Origin of the sequence: Bacillus sp. EU52 (assembly GCF_037964975.1) — a bacterium.
Lineage (GTDB): Bacteria > Bacillota > Bacilli > Bacillales > Bacillaceae > Bacillus > Bacillus subtilis.
In genome coordinates, this window is sequence record NZ_CP150177.1 from 2,927,961 (window position 1) to 2,943,939 (window position 15,979).

A 15,979-nucleotide genomic window follows, 5' to 3' on the forward strand; every position below is an offset into this window, starting at 1 on the left:
TATCCTCACCTCTATCGGGCTTCAGTTAGTTGAGAAATCAGCTGCAGCGCTTCCTCTGTTTTTTCAGCATACACAGGGATAAACGCCACCATATCGCGATTCAATCGAAAAGAATAGCCGTTCAGCTGTTTTTTCCCTTTTTCGATCTGAACGGCATAGATCGTTTTTTCTCCTGTTTTTTTATTAACAGTTGTATAAGGAGATGTTTTTTTAGGAGGCAATCCGTTTAACGGCTGAAAATTTTCCGGATCATCGTAAGCTTGAAACATGTCTTCAGGCACGATGAAAACATCTCCCTCATGGGCGGTAATTTCAGTCAGCAGTTTTTCCTGAAAAGCTGGAAAGATATCGACCTTCCCGGCATTCTGCTCGGCGGCCTTTTTTATTTTTTCCTGTACGCCAGCCTGCATATCAGAAAAGAGAATGACATGCATTCCGTCCGGCCTGCTTGAGCATGATGCCAAAAAGAGCACTGAGACGATCACACACAAAGCCGTACGTATCTTTTTTGTCATTTCCCCGCTGACCTAAAAAGAGGCTCCAGCTCTGTCATAGCTAAAATAAACGCGCCGGCTCCGTGCAGGTCGTTTGTGCTTCTTTCGCGGCTGACATAATAGTCATAGAAACCGGCTGACGTTCCGACACATATGTCTTTGACGAGAAACGCGCCGTCTTCTGATGTTTCGGTTTTATGCTGAATCAAGCCTTGATACGCTTTTAGCAGTGTTGTTTCGTAAGCTCTGTCTAAATAGCCTTTATTGATTCCCTTCGCAAATGCGTACATGTACAGGCAGGATCCTGAGCTTTCCAGCCAGTTATCAGACCTGTCTCCCTTATCAACGATCTGATACCATAACCCCGTCTCTTTGTCTTGATAGCGGCAGATGCTTTCCATCATGTCCTGCAGCGTGTTTTTCCACCCATGACGGTTTGGATGCTTCTTCGGCAGCTCTTCAATCATGTCAGCAAGAGACATGACGTACCAGCCGATGGAACGTGCCCAAAATTCCGGTGAACAGCCTGTCTCTTCATTGGCCCAAGGCATTTTTTTCGCTTCATCCCAGGCGTGATAAAAGAGTCCGGTTTTTGCATCCTTCGTATGCTTTCTCATCAATGACTCCTGCAGCACAACCTGATCAAACAGCTCCGGCTCCTGCTTCAGATTGGCATATTTCAGTGCGAACGGCCCCCCCATGTATAAGCCGTCAAGCCACATTTGGTATGGATAACCGTCTTTGTGCCAAAAACCGCCCTCAGACGTCCGGTTCAGTGTTCCATATAAACCGCGCAGCCTTTTTGCCGCTTTGGCATACCGTTCATCCTTCGTCTGCTCGTATAATGGAAAAAGAATGAGACCCGCTTGAATGGCGTCCAGTTCATCTCTTCTAAATAATAGATTGCCATAATCATCGATTAAGAGATCTGCATAGGCCTTCGCATACTCAAAATACCGCTTTTCCCCGGTTGCTTCCCACAGCCGCAATACACCGCATAAGAAAACACCCTGGTGGTAGTGCCAGCGGTTTGCAGGAGGCAGCTCCTGGACTGTGTACGTATTCATAATGGTTTTTGCCAATGCCTCCGCGTACGTAAGAGGCGATTTTACAGCGATTGATTGATCCATTGATCCCATCCCTTTCTTAATAAATTCCTTCCTCGCCAAATTTCTTCGCTAAACGATTCGCAAGCATGACCAAAATCAGCCCGACCGCCGCTTTAAATACGCCGACTGCTGTACTGTAGCTGAATTGTCCCTGTTTCAGCCCTGCAGTATAAACGTACGTATCAAAAATTTCCGCCACTTCCCTGTTTGTCGCATTTAACAGCAAATACACATGCTCGAAGCCAAGCTCCAGCGTGTCTCCGATTTTCAAAATCAGCAAAACGACGATAACGCTTTTAATGGCGGGCAGCGTAATATGCCACATTTGCCGCAGCCGTCCCGCTCCGTCCATTTTCGCCGCTTCATACAGCTGGGGGTCAACCGCTGTAATGGCCGCCAGATAAATGATCGTCGACCAGCCCGCTTCCCTCCAGATAACCTGAAGAATATACAGGGGCCGGAACCATTCTTCGTTCAGCAGAAAATTGATTTTTTCACCGCCAAAAAACACAATCAGTTCATTAATCAAGCCTCCGTCTACCGTTAAAAGCACAAACGAAAGCGATACAACAATGACCCAAGACATAAAATGCGGGATATAAATCAGCGTCTGAACAAATTTTTTAAAGAGAGCAATCCGCACTTCGTTCAATAAAAGCGCCAGCAGTATCGGCACCGGGAAAAATATGGCCAGGTTCAAAGCAAATAACACGAGCGTGTTTTTTAACAAGAGAAAAAATGTAGGCTCAGTAAACAGCCTGATAAAATGCTTCAGCCCCACCCACTCACTGCCCAAAATGCCGAGGAACGGCTGATAATCCTGAAATGCAATCACAATTCCCCACATCGGGACATACTTAAAAAGCAAAAAATAAATACACCCCGGCAAAATCATCAAGTACAAATATTTTTGTTGAATCAGCTTGATTAGTAAGCGCTTTCTTTTTTCTTTTTTAAAAATGACTGCATCAACAGCCGGCGCTTGCGCTTCTGCTGTTTTCATTTTTTCCTAGCCTCCTTTCACGGATTCTTGCATTCACTGTAGCGCAGCAGGCAAAAGTCCGTCTACAATCATATGATCACATCCTGTTTTATCCCTTTATAATCAAGGGTTCAGCCGGTCCACCTGAAAAAAAGACACCGATATTAGAAAATGATTATTGACAATATCTATCAATCTTTGGATTAATTGTATTAAGGTGAAGTGGATGTTATGAAATGGGGGGTTTTATGAAAAGAAGCCAATACAAGTTTTACTACAAACTGATCACGTTTTTCTGCCTGCTCAGCACCATTCCGGTTATTTTGGTCGGATTGTTTTCGTACGAGCACTCTCAGAAAACGGCTATTTCCAACGTTTCGGAGGAAAAATTCGACACACTCCAGCAGACCCAGCAAAGCATCGAGCATATATTGAAAACCGTCGATCACTCTTTAACCCACTATGTGAGTTCGCCGCCTCTCCTTCGCACATTGTCCGAGCCTTTGCACTCAGACCAATTTCAAATCTATAACCAAGTGAACCAAGAGCTCAATTATCTGCAAAGCTTTGATACCGATCTGTCCAACATGACGTTAGTCAGTTATACGAAAAAATGGTACATGAACAATTCCGGTTTGTACCGTTTGAATACAGACACTCTTCATGAAGCAGCCTCAGCGTACACGAAACAAAAAGCGAGCCGCTCCTATTGGACGCTTGAGGAAAACAATCATTTGATTTCAACCAAAGAAGGCACAGCAGAAAACTGCCGCTACAATATCAATTTAATTAAGCAGCTTCCTTTGAACAGCACAAATACAAAGGGATTGGCCGCCGCAAGCATTCCGAGCTGTTCGCTTGTCAAAAATATGCCTAGCTATTCAAACGCCAACAACCTGTTTATCATCGATGAAAAAGGCCGCATTATCCTTCATAACAACATGTCTGACATTGGTGAATCTCTTCATAACGACGGCTTTGTCCAAAAAGTGCTGGCGCAAAACGCCAATAGCGGACAGTTTGAAACAGTGATTGACCGGATTCATTATAAAGTCACCTATCAAAAATCTGACTATAATACATGGACTTATTTTTCTCTCGTTTCCCTGCCCGAGCTAAAAAAAGAAGCCAAATCAATCGGCTGGATCACTTTTGCAGTATGTCTTATTTTGTTAACGCTTTCATTATTATTCTCTTGGCTGGGCTCCCGCCATTTTTACAAGCCGATCAGGGTGCTTTACGAATCATTCGCAAGACATGGAGCCATACAAGAGAAACAACAGCCTCCTCAAAATGAATTTGAGTTAATTGAACAGAGCTTTAAGCAGCTGAAGGACAGAAATGACGACCTTGAGGAAACGATGAAGCAGCAGGCCACTCATCTGCAGCAATATTTTATGGTCAGGCTTATGCTTGGAAAACTGACGGATGAGGAGGTTGATAACCGTTTTGAAAGCCTCGGCTTAAAGCAAAATTGGCGGCACCTTGCCCTGCTTGTGCTCCAAATTGACACACTGAATCATACGCCTTATGAGAAAAAAGATATGGATCTGCTTTTGTTTGCCGTCAACAGCCTGATTGAGCGATGCATCCCGACGGACAAACATCTTGCCCCCGCTGTAGTTGACAAACAACAGGCGACGATCCTAATCAATCAAAGCGGGACAAAGGAAGAATTCATGGCTGAGCTGAATGAGACTGCAAGGATGATTCAGGAAAAAGCGGAAGCTGAGCTGCAGCTGTCTGTCAGCATCGGCATCAGCCAGCCGTTTGATGTGCTGACAAAAGCGAAAACAGCCTATGCGGAAGGCTCAGAAGCGTTGAAATACCGGCTTAAAGCGGAAAACAAGTCGATCATCTTTTACGAAGACCTTGACCAGAAAAAAACCTTCAAAACCCATTTTCCAAAGCAGCTTCAGCATGAGCTGTTCGATGCCGTTAAAGCAGGAGACAAGGAGAAAGCGGATAAATGCCTGCACGCGATTTTGCAAGCCATCTTCACCCAGAACACCAACCCGTATCAATATCAAATCGCCATCGCCCGTTTTTTGAACCATGTGATTGAGCTGATGCATGTGCTCGGGATCGAATTGTTTGAGCTTGAAGAAAACAAAATGCTGTATGACCAAATTTTTGAGCTGAAAACGTTCGAGGATACCGAAAACTGGCTAAAGAATGAGTTTATTGATCCGATGACAGACAAAGTGAACGCCCGCGCGGATGCCCAGTACAAAAATATTTCCGACAACATCATTCATATCATCCATCATGAGTTTGAATCCGAATTGACACTGGACGAAATCGCGCGCAGGCTGCATTACAACCCAAATTATTTAAGCAGCATTTTCAAAAAAGAAATGGGAATTTCATTCAGCGAGTATGTCTCAAGCTACCGACACCATATGGCGAAAAGCTGGCTTGCCGAAACAGACATGGCGGTCAAGGACATTGCCGAAAAGCTGAAATATAAAAACTCGCAAAATTTTATCAGGTCTTTTAAAAAGCTGGAGGGGATTACACCGGGAAACTACCGCCAGCAAAAAAGAAGCATGTAAAAAACCCAAAACCGCTTGCGCGTTTTGGGTTTTTCCAACATTATTTTGCTTGTTTAAACGCTTCTTCGTATTCCTGAATAATTTGTTTTCCTCCGCTTGACTCCCATTTTTCCACTTCTTTATCGAACTGGCTTTCTGTGATGTCTCCAATCATATATTTATAGGTCGCGTCATCAATGATTTTCTTCAGTTCATCACCCCGTTCCGACTCCGATGCGGAATACAGGCTTTCAGCCGGGTTTAAGACGATAATCTTTTCGTTATCCTCGGTCAGCTCCTCGTACGCCGTCCGAAGCGGATCTCCAGTGTTTTTTAAGTAGGCTTTATCAATGGCAATTAAAGCGGACAGCGGCTGAATATCAGTCTGCCAGTCTTTTACCTGGCTTTCTTTGCGTGTAAACGTTTTGTCCTCACCTTTGTTGTAATGAACGCCGTCAATGCCATAAGTCATCAGGCTATAGACATCTTCTTCGGCAATTCGGTCAAAAAACGCCAAGATCCGTTTAAGCTCAGCTTCCGTTTTCACACTCGTTTTCGGGAAAGCAAACACGCCGTTATGGCCTCCTGATGCCCATACCCGCTCTTTCCCATCTGGGCCTTTTATGCGGTTGATGATCTCGAGCTTCATCGATTTATCAGAGGCATGGTCGCGCAGATTGACCGCATCTACCATATTGCCAATATAAATTCCGGCTTTTCCTTGAGAAAACAGCTCCTGCTGCTGGGTTTTGCTTGTGACGGGAAAATCCTTATTCATATACCCGTTATCACGCAGCTTTTTCATATAGTTCATCGTGTCTTTGTATTCCTGTGTCATGAAATCAGGCGTGAATTTGCCGCCCGATTCCTTCCAATCTGTCGGCATGCCTTCATACGAGCCAATCGTTTTAAACGCACCGTAAATCAAGTCATTACGGTCTGTCAGCCCGATCGTATTATCTTCCCCATCCTTGTCCGGGTCGTCCTCCGTAAATGCTTTGGCCACTTCATAAAGTTCATCCAACGTTTTCGGGGTTTTCAAATTTAAATTGTCCAGCCAGTCCTTCCGAATGACGATCCCCTGTCTGGAAAGCGGGCGCTCTCTGTATATCCCGTAGAGCTTGCCATCAATTGTGACATTTTTATTAATGAGTTTGTTCATTTTGTTTAAGTTGGGATAATCCTTGATATAATCGCCGATTTCCCAAAACATTCCTGACCGGAAGGCATTCATGACTGACGAATTTTTAATATCCTGGATGGTCACGATTTGCGGAAGATTCCCGGCTGCAAGCGCTGCATTCAGCCTGTCTTCTTTCACCGCGTCTGGAACCCAGGTGATGTCAAGTTCTGTATTTGTCAGCTTTTCAATTTCTTTAATCGCCCTGTCTTTCGGCGGCTGCTGATGATACAAAATCGCCATCCAAGACAGCTTTACCTTTGAATCTGGGCCAGCTTTGCCTTCAGCCGAAGACTGATCAGTTCCTTTACAGCCCGCCAGCACTCCGCCGAGTGCCAGTACAAGCACAATCAAAAGCACCCTCCATTTGTTTCCCATCGTACCCCTCCGTTTCATATTTCTTTATCCTTTGACAGATCCCAGCAAAGCTCCTTTTGCAAAATGCTTTTGTATAAACGGATAGACAAGCAGAACCGGGATGGTCGCCACCACTATGACCGCCATTTTAATGGTTTGCTCAGGCGGCGGGCTGCCCGACCCCATTTCAGACATATCCCCCTGCATACCGCTTGATACAATGACGATTTGGCGCAGGAGCACCTGAATCGGCCATTTTGCTGAATCATTTAAGTACAAGATCGCTGTCATATACGTGTTCCAATACGTGACCGCATAAAATAGTGAAATCGTTGCGATCGCAGGAAGAGACAGCGGCAGCACAATTTTAAAGAATATGCCCAGGTCATTGCACCCGTCAATTTTCGCGGACTCTTCCAAGCTTGACGGGATATTTTGAAAGAAGTTTTTCAGAATGATCAGGTTAAAGGCATTAATGGCAGTCGGCAAAATAAGCGCCCAGTAAGAATCGAGCAATCCAAGCGATTTGACCACAAGGAAAGTCGGAATCATGCCGCCGCTAAACAGCATCGTAAATACGACGAGAAACATGAGCGGCTGCCGGCCGATTAAATCACGGCGGGATAACCCGTAAGCCATCAGTGACGAAAGAAACATGCTGACCGCAGTGCCTATCACTGTCACAAACACAGAAACAAGCAAGCTCTTATAAATAATATCTGTTGAAAAAATGTAGCGATAAGCATCTAGCGAAAAAGTGGTCGGTATTAAAATAAATGTTTTCGACACGACTTCTTCTACTGTGGCGAAGGATGCTGCGATGACATGAATGAACGGAAGTACGCATATTAAAGCGAACATCAGCAAGAAACCATAAATCAACATATCAAACAGACGGTTTTTCAGTGAATGTGCGATAGCTCCCACCTCTCTTTGTAAGCGTTATCATATTTTTAAAAACCGAGCTCAGCATGTGACGATATCGTGTCTAAAATGTAGCAAATCTGTGATTGCCATGTCTATAATCATTTGAACAGAGTCCCCGGCCGGGGCGGGGGCTGCCGCGAATTGAGACCGATAACAAAAGAAAAAGAGCATAATCTTAGAAAATGATTATGCTCCGTTCTCCTCCTCGTTCAGAAGTTCGGCCGTATTGATTTGTGGCGAAAACCCAAGTTCATTCACGGCAGGTTCAATGGACCATGGCCGGCCCGGATTATCAGAGACGGCGTAATAAGTGCCGTACCGGATATTGGTCTCAATAGCGGCTTTGAAAATCGACAGCAGATCGGGGTGAGAAAGCAGTGTCTTTTTCGTCCGTTCTTTTTCATGCAGCGTATCCATTTCATCTGTGACGACTGTTCCGATTCGCAGGTTGATTACTGATAGCTTATTTTCCAAATAAAACAAATGGCCGATCTGTTCAGAGGTCAGCTTTAATACACCGTACAAGTTTTTTGACAGCGGATAATCGCTTGTTGTGATTTCCCGTCCTAAGAGCGAGCGCCCGTCTTTTTCATATACATCTGTGACATGATTGCTGCTGGCGAACACGAGCTTTTGAATGCCGAGCTCCGCTGCCGCACGGCACAGATAATAGCTTGCCCTATAGAAAACATCCGTCATTTTTTCAAACTCAGCGATGTCCATAATATCGTATTTGATTTTAACAGCGAGTAAATTCAAGATGACATCCGTATCTTTTGGAATCTTCTTCAACAGCTCCTCATAATTTGCCGCGTCAGCCTGAATGGAAGAGGCTTTGCCATCGAAATGATATTTATCAAGCACAGTCACTTCATAGTCTGAAATAAGCCCTTCAGCAAGCAGTCTCCCAATCACACCATTTCCGCCGGCGATCAGCACTTTTTTCACTATGTTCACTCCCCTTTTTTATAGATTGCCCATTTTCGGCGGGGCTGACACTTTTTTGGCACTCACATTCTTAGGCTTATTCAAAAGTCACCGGCAGCTCCTCAAGCGCCCGAAATCCAAAAAGCGGCCGATACCGCCATTCAAAATCCGCGAGCTTAAGGCTGGGCATTCGCTGCAGAAGAGTGTTAATCGCAATTTGCGCTTCTAATCGTGCCAGCGAGGACCCTAAGCAAACATGATGGCCATGCCCGAATGAAAGATGCGGATTAGGACTTCTCGTAATATCGAAGACATCGGGGTTCGTGAATATGCTAGGGTCTCGATTAGCCGCTCCTAACAAAAGATAGACTTGTTCTCCTTGACGGATCGTCACCCCGCAGATGTCAATATCCTCTGACGCAACTCTGGCTGTCATTTGCGTGGGGCTTTCATAGCGTAAACATTCCTCGACTGCGGTACCAATAAGATCTGGATTTTCTCTCAGTTTCAAAAGCTGTTCTGGATGCTGCAGCAGACAAAGGACTGAATTGCTGATGAGATTGACCGTTGTCTCATGTCCGGCGATCGCCAGCAATATGCACGTAGATGCCGCCTCCTCTTCCGTCAGCTTATCCTTTTCTCTCCCCTTCAAGAGCATGCTGATCATATCCTGTTGAGGGTGGCGTTTTCTCTTTTGAATCAGCTCTTTGAAATATGCCATAGCCTGCACAGCCATAATATTGCCCTCTGTTAATGCCTTTCTTGAGCGGGTAAAATCAATCGTTTGAATGAGACTCGCAGCCCACTCCTTTAATTGCTCCCTATCTTCCTCCGGTACACCTATAATGTTAGCTATGACAAAACTTGCTAAAGGAAAAGCAAAGTCCGAAATGACCTCCATCTTTTTTTTACCTTGCACTTGATCAAGCAAATGATGGACAGTTTCAATGATATACGGCTGATAACTCTCTGTCGTTCTCGGCGTAAACGCTCCGCTGGCAAGCGTCCGCAATCGTCTATGATCAGGCCGGTTCTGAAACAGCATCATTTGATTTTGCACATGTGAAAGGTCCTGATATTTGGTTGAGCTCTCAGGCAGCGGGGTGCGGACTTTGAATCTCGCATCTTTCAAAATAGCAGCCGTTTCTTCATATCCTGTGACATACCAGCCCGGATATTTTAAGAAACTCCCTTTATAGATAGGATGAACAGCTCGCAATGTGTCGTAAAAAGAATATGGGTTTTTCAAAAACTCATAAGATGCAGTTGACGATGCAATTGTCACGTGATTTTCTCCTTTCTGTTCAAAAATAAAAGCAATCGACATCATACCGATTGCTTTTATTGATTCTTTCAGCTTTTCGCACTTAAACTGGCCTTCATTTCTTCGACTGATTCAACTTCAAAGCCTAAATCACTCAGCATTTTATGATCCTCCGTCTCCTCTTGCCCGGCAGTTGTTAAGTAGTCTCCGACAAAAATGGAGTTTGCGGCGTAAAGCCCTAATGGCTGCAATGAGCGGAGATTGACCTCTCTTCCTCCGGAAATGCGAATTTCTTTTGATGGATTGATAAAACGGAACAGTGCCAGCACTTTTAAACAATACAGCGGGTTTAATTCGTTGACGCCTTCTAACGGCGTGCCATCAATTGCATGCAAAAAATTCACCGGAATGGAATCCGCGTCAAGAGCCTTCAAGCTTTTGGCGATGTCAATGACATCCTGTTTCGTCTCCTTCATCCCGATAATGGCGCCTGAACACGGAGACAGCCCCGATTCTTTTGCGATTTCAACCGTATTGACTCTGTCATCGTATGTATGTGAGGTCGTGATGTTTGAATGGTTTCTCTGTGACGTATTCAAATTATGATTATAGCGGTCTACTCCGGCATCTTTGAGCCGCTTCGCCTGCTCTGGCTTCAACAGTCCAAGACATGCACAAATCTTCAGTCCATACGTCTCTTTAATTTCCTGAACCGCATCTACGACCTGATCCACTTCTCTGTTAGACGGCCCTCTGCCGCTTGCCACGATACAATATGTGCCGATATTCAGATCGTGCGCCCGCTTCGCGCCTTCAAGCAGCGTTTCCTTATTCACCATCCGGTAAGACTCAATCGGCGCTTTCGAAATCGCAGACTGTGAACAATAGCCGCAGTTTTCCGGGCAGAGCCCGGATTTCGCATTCATAATCATATTGAGCTTTACTTTTTTTCCATAAAAGTGTTTTCTGATATGAAAAGCTCCATGCATTAATAGCAAAATATCTTCATCAGGACAATGTAATATTGAAAGCGCCTCTTCGTCAGTCACTTCTGCTCCAGCCAGCACCCGGTCTGCGAGTTCCATCCATTGATTCATTCTCATACCCCCACTTGATTCATCAGTAATGATAGATTGATATGGTCTTTTACCATATGTAGAACCGTTTCTTTCGTCACGTTGGCAAGCTTTGGCGTAACCCCTAAAATCGGCACACCGCATAAGTGCTCAATCATCTCAGGATTGGTTTTTTCATCTTCATCAGGAGAGTCACTGATTCCATTGATGATAATTCCGGCAATTGGAAGCCCCATGTTTTCAGCATATTTGACAGTTAAAAAGGTATGATTAATGGTTCCAAGGTGAGGACGTGCCACAATAATCATGGGAAGCTGCAACGCTTTTATGACATGACTGACCAAATAGTCCTCTCCCAATGGCACAGAAATACCGCCCGCACCTTCTACGATGAAGCATTCATGTTTTTCTCTAATCCGCTCCCAATGGCTTAAAACCTCTTCCATGGTGACAGTCTTTCCCTCAAGTTTCCCTGCAACGTATGGTGCAAGCGGCGCTTTGAAGGCAAAAGGCGTAATGTCTTCATGAGAAAGACCGGTCTGCGACATGTCTTTCAGCAGACTAGTATCACTATCTGGATGATGGCGCGATATCCCGCTTAAAAATGGTTTATACACCCCGACATCTCTATTATGTTTTTTCAATAAGGCAGCAAGACCGCTGGATATAACCGTTTTCCCCACTTCTGTATCTGTTCCTGTCACAAAAAAACCCCTCAAATGATGTGCAGCTCCTTTCCGATTGAATGAAATGTTTGCAGCAAATGATCAATATCACCCATACTGTGGTCAGACGTGATTGTAATTCGAATACGGCTTTCACCCGGTGCAACGGTCGGCGGCCGAATGGCCGGAGCATAAATTCCCTTGCCCTGCAGTTTTTCAGCAAATATGACCGTTTTATGGGCATCGCCAATGACTACAGGAATAATCGGTGTGTGATCTCCTTTCACCACATACCCCATATTCATCAGACTGGTTCTGATCATACTGATATAAGAAAATAAAAGCTGTCGTTTTTCCCTGCTGGCTTCAATGATGTTGAAAGCCTCATGAGCAGCCGCACAGCTGGCTGGCGGAATAGCGGTTTGAAAGATAAATGTTCTGGCATGGTTCAGCAAAAAGTCGATGAAGACCGCTGATCCTGCCGCAAAACCTCCTTCCGTACCAACAGCTTTGCTTAAGGTGCCGATCACAATGTCAGGATAAACACCAAAGTATTCACTCGTTCCTCGTCCCGAATCACCCAAAACTCCTGTTGCGTGGGCATCATCAACGACCACGAAGGCATGATAGCGTTTCGCAAGTGAGATGATCTGATCAAGAGGGGCGATTGTGCCATCCATGCTGAATACCCCGTCTGTTACGATAAAACGGCGCTGATAACGCTGTGTTTCATTCAGCTTGTTTTCAAGATCATTCATATCAATATGCCGATAAACAACTGTATCAGCCTTAGAAAGTCGGCAGCCGTCGATCATACTTGCATGATTGAGCTGGTCACTTAAAATGACATCTTCCTTTTCTGGCAAGGATGAAAGGACACCGACATTGGCCAAGTAACCGCTCGAAAACAGCAGGGCCGCTTCTGTCCGTTTAAAGCTGGCAATCTTCTTTTCTAGCTTTTCATGCCAGACCGAATTGCCTGTCGTTAAACGTGAACCGCTGCTTCCTGTCCCGAATTGCTGCAATGCTGTTTGGGCTGCATCGATCAAACGTCTATCGCTTGCGAGCCCTAAATAATTGTTTGAGGACCAGACCGTTTGATTTTCGCCATCAATATTCCTCTCTGGAACCGGCGCTCCATCCATTGACCGCAGGTTACGATGTACGCCGGCTTCTTTCATTCTGTCTAACCGCTCGTTTAACCAGGAATCAATCTTCAAGGCTCGTAACCTCATGGATCGCTTGTTTCATAATGGCAACCATTTCCGAGAGCTCTTCAGCTGTGCTGGCAAGAGGAGGCAGAAATGCAATCACGTCCCCAAGCGGCCTTGTCAGCATTCCTAACTCTCTCATTTTTAAGGAAACTTTATATCCAATCCGCCGATCAGCCGGGTAAGGTTCTTTAGTTTCCTTTGATCGTACAAGCTCTGCACCGCACATAAAGCCAAGCTGCCGAATATCCCCAACATGAGGAAGAGCGTGCAGATCTTGAAGAAGAAAATGGAGCTTTTTACTTTTTTCCGCTACTTGTTCCACAATGTTTTCAGATTCAAATAATGCCAGATTTTCAAGCGCAACCGCACAGCCAAGCTGATTGCCTGTATAGGAATGGCCATGGAAAAAGGTTTTTAGGTTTTCATAATCATCATAGAATGCCTTATAGATGTCTTCAGTGGCAAACGTAACGGCAATTGGCAAATAGCCTCCTGTAATGCCTTTACCGGCAGCCATCAGATCCGGCTGGACATTCTCGTGCTCGCACGCAAACATTTTTCCTGTACGGCCAAAGCCTGTAGCGACTTCATCAACGATCATTAAGACATCGTATGTTGTACATAGCTCGCGCACGCCTGCCAAATATCCTTCCGGCATCACGATCATACCGGACGCGCCTTGTACCATTGATTCAATGGAAAGCGCGGCAATTTCCTCATGATGTTCCTCAAGCAGCTGTGCAAGCTCTCGGAGGCACTGATCACGGCACTCATCAGGATCACCGCTTTCAGAACGATACACATAAGGAATCGGGGCCTTGTAACTCTCGAACATCAACGGGCCGTATACGTGGTGAAAAAGCTCAATTGAACCGACACTGACGGCGCCAATCGTATCACCGTGATACCCGTTTTTCATTGCGATAAATTTTTGTTTCTCGGGCTTCCCGATGTTCTTCCAATACTGAAACGCCATTTTTAGGGCTATTTCCATCGCCTCTGCGCCGCTGTCTGAATAAAAGACCCGCGTGAGCTTTTTTGGGCTGATGTCGATTAATGTTTCGGCAAGCTGGGTTGCTGGAACATTGGTCATGCCCAATAACGTGGAGTGCGCAATTTTTCCGAGCTGTTTTTTTATGGCATTATCTAGTTCTTTTTTGCGGTGTCCGTGGACATTAAGCCAAACTGATGAAAAACCGTCATAGTATTCCTTGCCATTTATGTCTTTGACTTTGATTCCAGTCCCGCTTTCGATGATTAAGGGGTTTTCATCATAATCTTTCATTTGGGTAAATGGCAGCCAGAGGTGCTTTTTACTTTTTTCTATCAAATCATGAGTCATGATCTTCCTCCCACTCTATTAAAATAGGCTGCTTCTCCAGATCATGTATGTACGTGTTTACATCATTGGATCCATCAATAAAAAAGACTCGGCAGCCCTCTTCAGTCCCGTATTCTTTCATTGCTGTAATACGCTGATAGCCCATTTTCTTACCCGCAACATAGCCTGTTATGTAATCCGGATCGTCCGACCAGCATAATTCTGCAACGGCTGCCGGGTGCCAGCTTACCTTTGAAGCGAGCGCAAGGGCCTCTTTTATTCTTGAATGAGCCGGCACGTGACTGTGAAGCGCCCATTTTTCAAAATTAGCGTCCGGCCAATCCATTCTGGAGACCCGCACCCCTTTTTCTTTTGTTTGATCCATTCGCTTTCCTGTATGAATATCAAACAACACCGCACCCCTGATATCTGACCATTCAGGGATTTGTTCATATGCTTTTTCAATCACGTCTCGTGAAACGCCTTCTTTTTCCAATAACAATCGGGCCAGCTTTTGCCCTTCTTCCGGGCAGCTCACTTCATTCGTATGCACAGGCAATGGCTGAATGGTTTTTATCGTTTCATATACCTCTTCAAATTGAATTTGCATAAAATCAGGTTTTCCTCTTGAATGGGATAACCCTTTTTCTAATAAAGCATTGACTGTATGCTTCATCTCATGGAAAGGTATAAGCCGTTCTCCGCCGGATATATGCTTTCCGCCGTCTTCATGAGATCCATTCATAGAAGCCCTCATTCTGACACTATAAAAAGTTTCTTCTTGCATCATTTCTCGCCCTTTCACTGATAACTGAAGAACGTGTAGTGCTTCTCACCTTAATTGTTAACCAATTATATTTTAATGTTAACAATTAGAATATATTATTCTCTCCTGTTTCTGTCAATAGAAGAAAGCATCGATTTATGGCAGTTGGTTAAAAGGAAACAAAAAGACCGTTTTCACATAAAACGGTCTTTTTCGATTTCTTTTAACAGTCACAGCCACTTTTGCAAAAACCGGACAGCTTCATGCCTCATAACTGCTGTTTCGAAATGTCCCGAAGCAGAACGGACCACTCGGTAGCAATCAGAAGCTCCCTGTCCAGCATAGACAGCTGTCAATTCTTTTTCGATTTTGTCCACGCCCTCGGCCGGCGTTAACCGATCGTGTACACCAACAAGACTAAGGTGCGGGCGCGGCGCGATCAGGCCTTGGATCTCCGATGCGGAAAAATGCTTTGCAAGCGATGGGACGTAATAATAAAAGCCGTGCCTGTCAAGATTTTGTGTTTTGATCAGCACGTGATGATCCACCTGGCTGCACAAATCCACACACACCTTAATCCGGTCATCGAGCGCCGCTGTCCACCACGCCATCAAACCTCCCATAGACATGCCGATGGTTCCGATCCTGTCAGGCTGAACATCAGAGCGTGACTGCATATAGTCTAACGCACTTAAACTGTCATAAATCATCATCCCCCACATCACTTTTCCGGTGAGAAGCATTTCTTTAAATATCTCGCTTTCCGCTTTTCCCCGCCGATCTCCAAATCCCCAATGATCAATCGCAAGAACGCCGTATCCGAGTGAAGTAAGCTCATCAGAAAAAGAAGGCGTTTTCAAATAATCCGCTCCCTCAATCAGCTCACTTTTTCCCCTATCATACTGGCCTCCATGCGAATGCTGAAACAATACGGCTGGGCACGGTCCTTCTGTTTTCTTCGGCTTCACAAAATAAGCGGGCACCTTTTCATGTCCATTTAAATCGAGCAGGAGCGTTTCAACGATATTTTCTTCTCTTTCTTCAATACGTAATGTCTCAACACTGATTGGCCTCCGATCAGGCAAATCACCAAGCAATCGAAACAGTTGCTTTCTTCTTTCGGCTCTCATCCCATCACCCTTCCTTATTCGCTTACTTCACAT

Annotated in this window: 14 protein-coding genes; 1 reads left to right on the plus strand and 13 read right to left on the minus strand. The window is 45.0% G+C overall.

Translation table 11 applies throughout. The features are described 5' to 3' along the window. Window positions 1–11: 11 nt before the first annotated feature. The 3 genes from rmgS to rmgP are packed head-to-tail and all read right to left on the minus strand — an operon-like array spanning window position 12 to window position 2,606. On the minus strand, window positions 12–515 hold the full coding sequence (gene rmgS, locus NSU05_RS15045; protein ID WP_082200969.1) for a rhamnogalaturonan transport/degradation protein RmgS: 504 nt from the start codon (window positions 513–515) through the stop codon (window positions 12–14). After that, window positions 512–1,633: an unsaturated rhamnogalacturonyl hydrolase gene (gene rmgQ, locus NSU05_RS15050; RefSeq protein WP_128993297.1), complete on the minus strand. Its 1,122-nt coding sequence runs from the start codon at window positions 1,631–1,633 to the stop codon at window positions 512–514. Before rmgQ ends, rmgS begins: the two co-directional genes overlap by 4 nt. A gap of 7 nt (window positions 1,634–1,640) precedes the next feature. Beyond that, a complete protein-coding gene (rmgP, locus tag NSU05_RS15055) occupies window positions 1,641–2,606 on the minus strand; it encodes a polygalacturonan/rhamnogalacturonan ABC transporter permease (protein ID WP_003229209.1) in 966 nt (321 codons plus the stop codon). 215 nt (window positions 2,607–2,821) lie between these two features. On the opposite strand from rmgP, the gene NSU05_RS15060 reads away from it, so the two are divergent. Continuing rightward, complete coding sequence (locus NSU05_RS15060; protein WP_038429484.1) at window positions 2,822–5,140, plus strand: helix-turn-helix domain-containing protein; 2,319 nt, start codon at window positions 2,822–2,824, stop codon at window positions 5,138–5,140. 40 nt (window positions 5,141–5,180) lie between these two features. Here the strand turns inward: NSU05_RS15060 and NSU05_RS15065 are convergent, their stop codons facing one another. From NSU05_RS15065 to NSU05_RS15110, 10 genes are all read right to left on the minus strand, one after another. Beyond that, on the minus strand, window positions 5,181–6,677 hold the full coding sequence (locus NSU05_RS15065) for an extracellular solute-binding protein (RefSeq protein WP_038429485.1): 1,497 nt from the start codon (window positions 6,675–6,677) through the stop codon (window positions 5,181–5,183). Between the two features lie 24 nt (window positions 6,678–6,701). Further along, the gene (locus tag NSU05_RS15070) at window positions 6,702–7,562 is read right to left on the minus strand and encodes a carbohydrate ABC transporter permease (protein WP_015251420.1); all 861 of its coding nucleotides are present in this window, start codon (window positions 7,560–7,562) and stop codon (window positions 6,702–6,704) included. Window positions 7,563–7,769: 207 nt separating this feature from the next. After that, window positions 7,770–8,531, minus strand: a complete 762-nt coding sequence (locus tag NSU05_RS15075; protein ID WP_029726429.1) for an NAD(P)-dependent oxidoreductase — start codon at window positions 8,529–8,531, stop codon at window positions 7,770–7,772. A 76-nt stretch (window positions 8,532–8,607) separates the two neighbouring features. Next, window positions 8,608–9,795, minus strand: coding sequence for a biotin biosynthesis cytochrome P450 (bioI, locus tag NSU05_RS15080; protein ID WP_029726430.1), 1,188 nt, complete (start codon window positions 9,793–9,795; stop codon window positions 8,608–8,610). 68 nt (window positions 9,796–9,863) lie between these two features. Beyond that, complete coding sequence (gene bioB, locus NSU05_RS15085) at window positions 9,864–10,871, minus strand: biotin synthase BioB (protein ID WP_017695470.1); 1,008 nt, start codon at window positions 10,869–10,871, stop codon at window positions 9,864–9,866. 2 nt (window positions 10,872–10,873) lie between these two features. Beyond that, complete coding sequence (gene bioD, locus NSU05_RS15090; protein WP_032722360.1) at window positions 10,874–11,569, minus strand: dethiobiotin synthase; 696 nt, start codon at window positions 11,567–11,569, stop codon at window positions 10,874–10,876. Further along, entirely contained in the window at window positions 11,566–12,735 is a 1,170-nt protein-coding gene (gene bioF, locus NSU05_RS15095) for an 8-amino-7-oxononanoate synthase (RefSeq protein ID WP_038429486.1), read from the minus strand. Before bioF ends, bioD begins: the two co-directional genes overlap by 4 nt. After that, window positions 12,725–14,071, minus strand: coding sequence for an adenosylmethionine--8-amino-7-oxononanoate transaminase (gene bioA / locus NSU05_RS15100; RefSeq protein WP_038429487.1), 1,347 nt, complete (start codon window positions 14,069–14,071; stop codon window positions 12,725–12,727). The genes bioF and bioA overlap by 11 nt, the downstream gene beginning before the upstream one ends. Further along, on the minus strand, window positions 14,061–14,837 hold the full coding sequence (gene bioW, locus NSU05_RS15105) for a 6-carboxyhexanoate--CoA ligase (RefSeq protein ID WP_038429488.1): 777 nt from the start codon (window positions 14,835–14,837) through the stop codon (window positions 14,061–14,063). The genes bioA and bioW overlap by 11 nt, the downstream gene beginning before the upstream one ends. A gap of 209 nt (window positions 14,838–15,046) precedes the next feature. After that, entirely contained in the window at window positions 15,047–15,946 is a 900-nt protein-coding gene (locus tag NSU05_RS15110) for a dienelactone hydrolase family protein (protein ID WP_017695465.1), read from the minus strand. Window positions 15,947–15,979 lie beyond the last annotated feature (33 nt).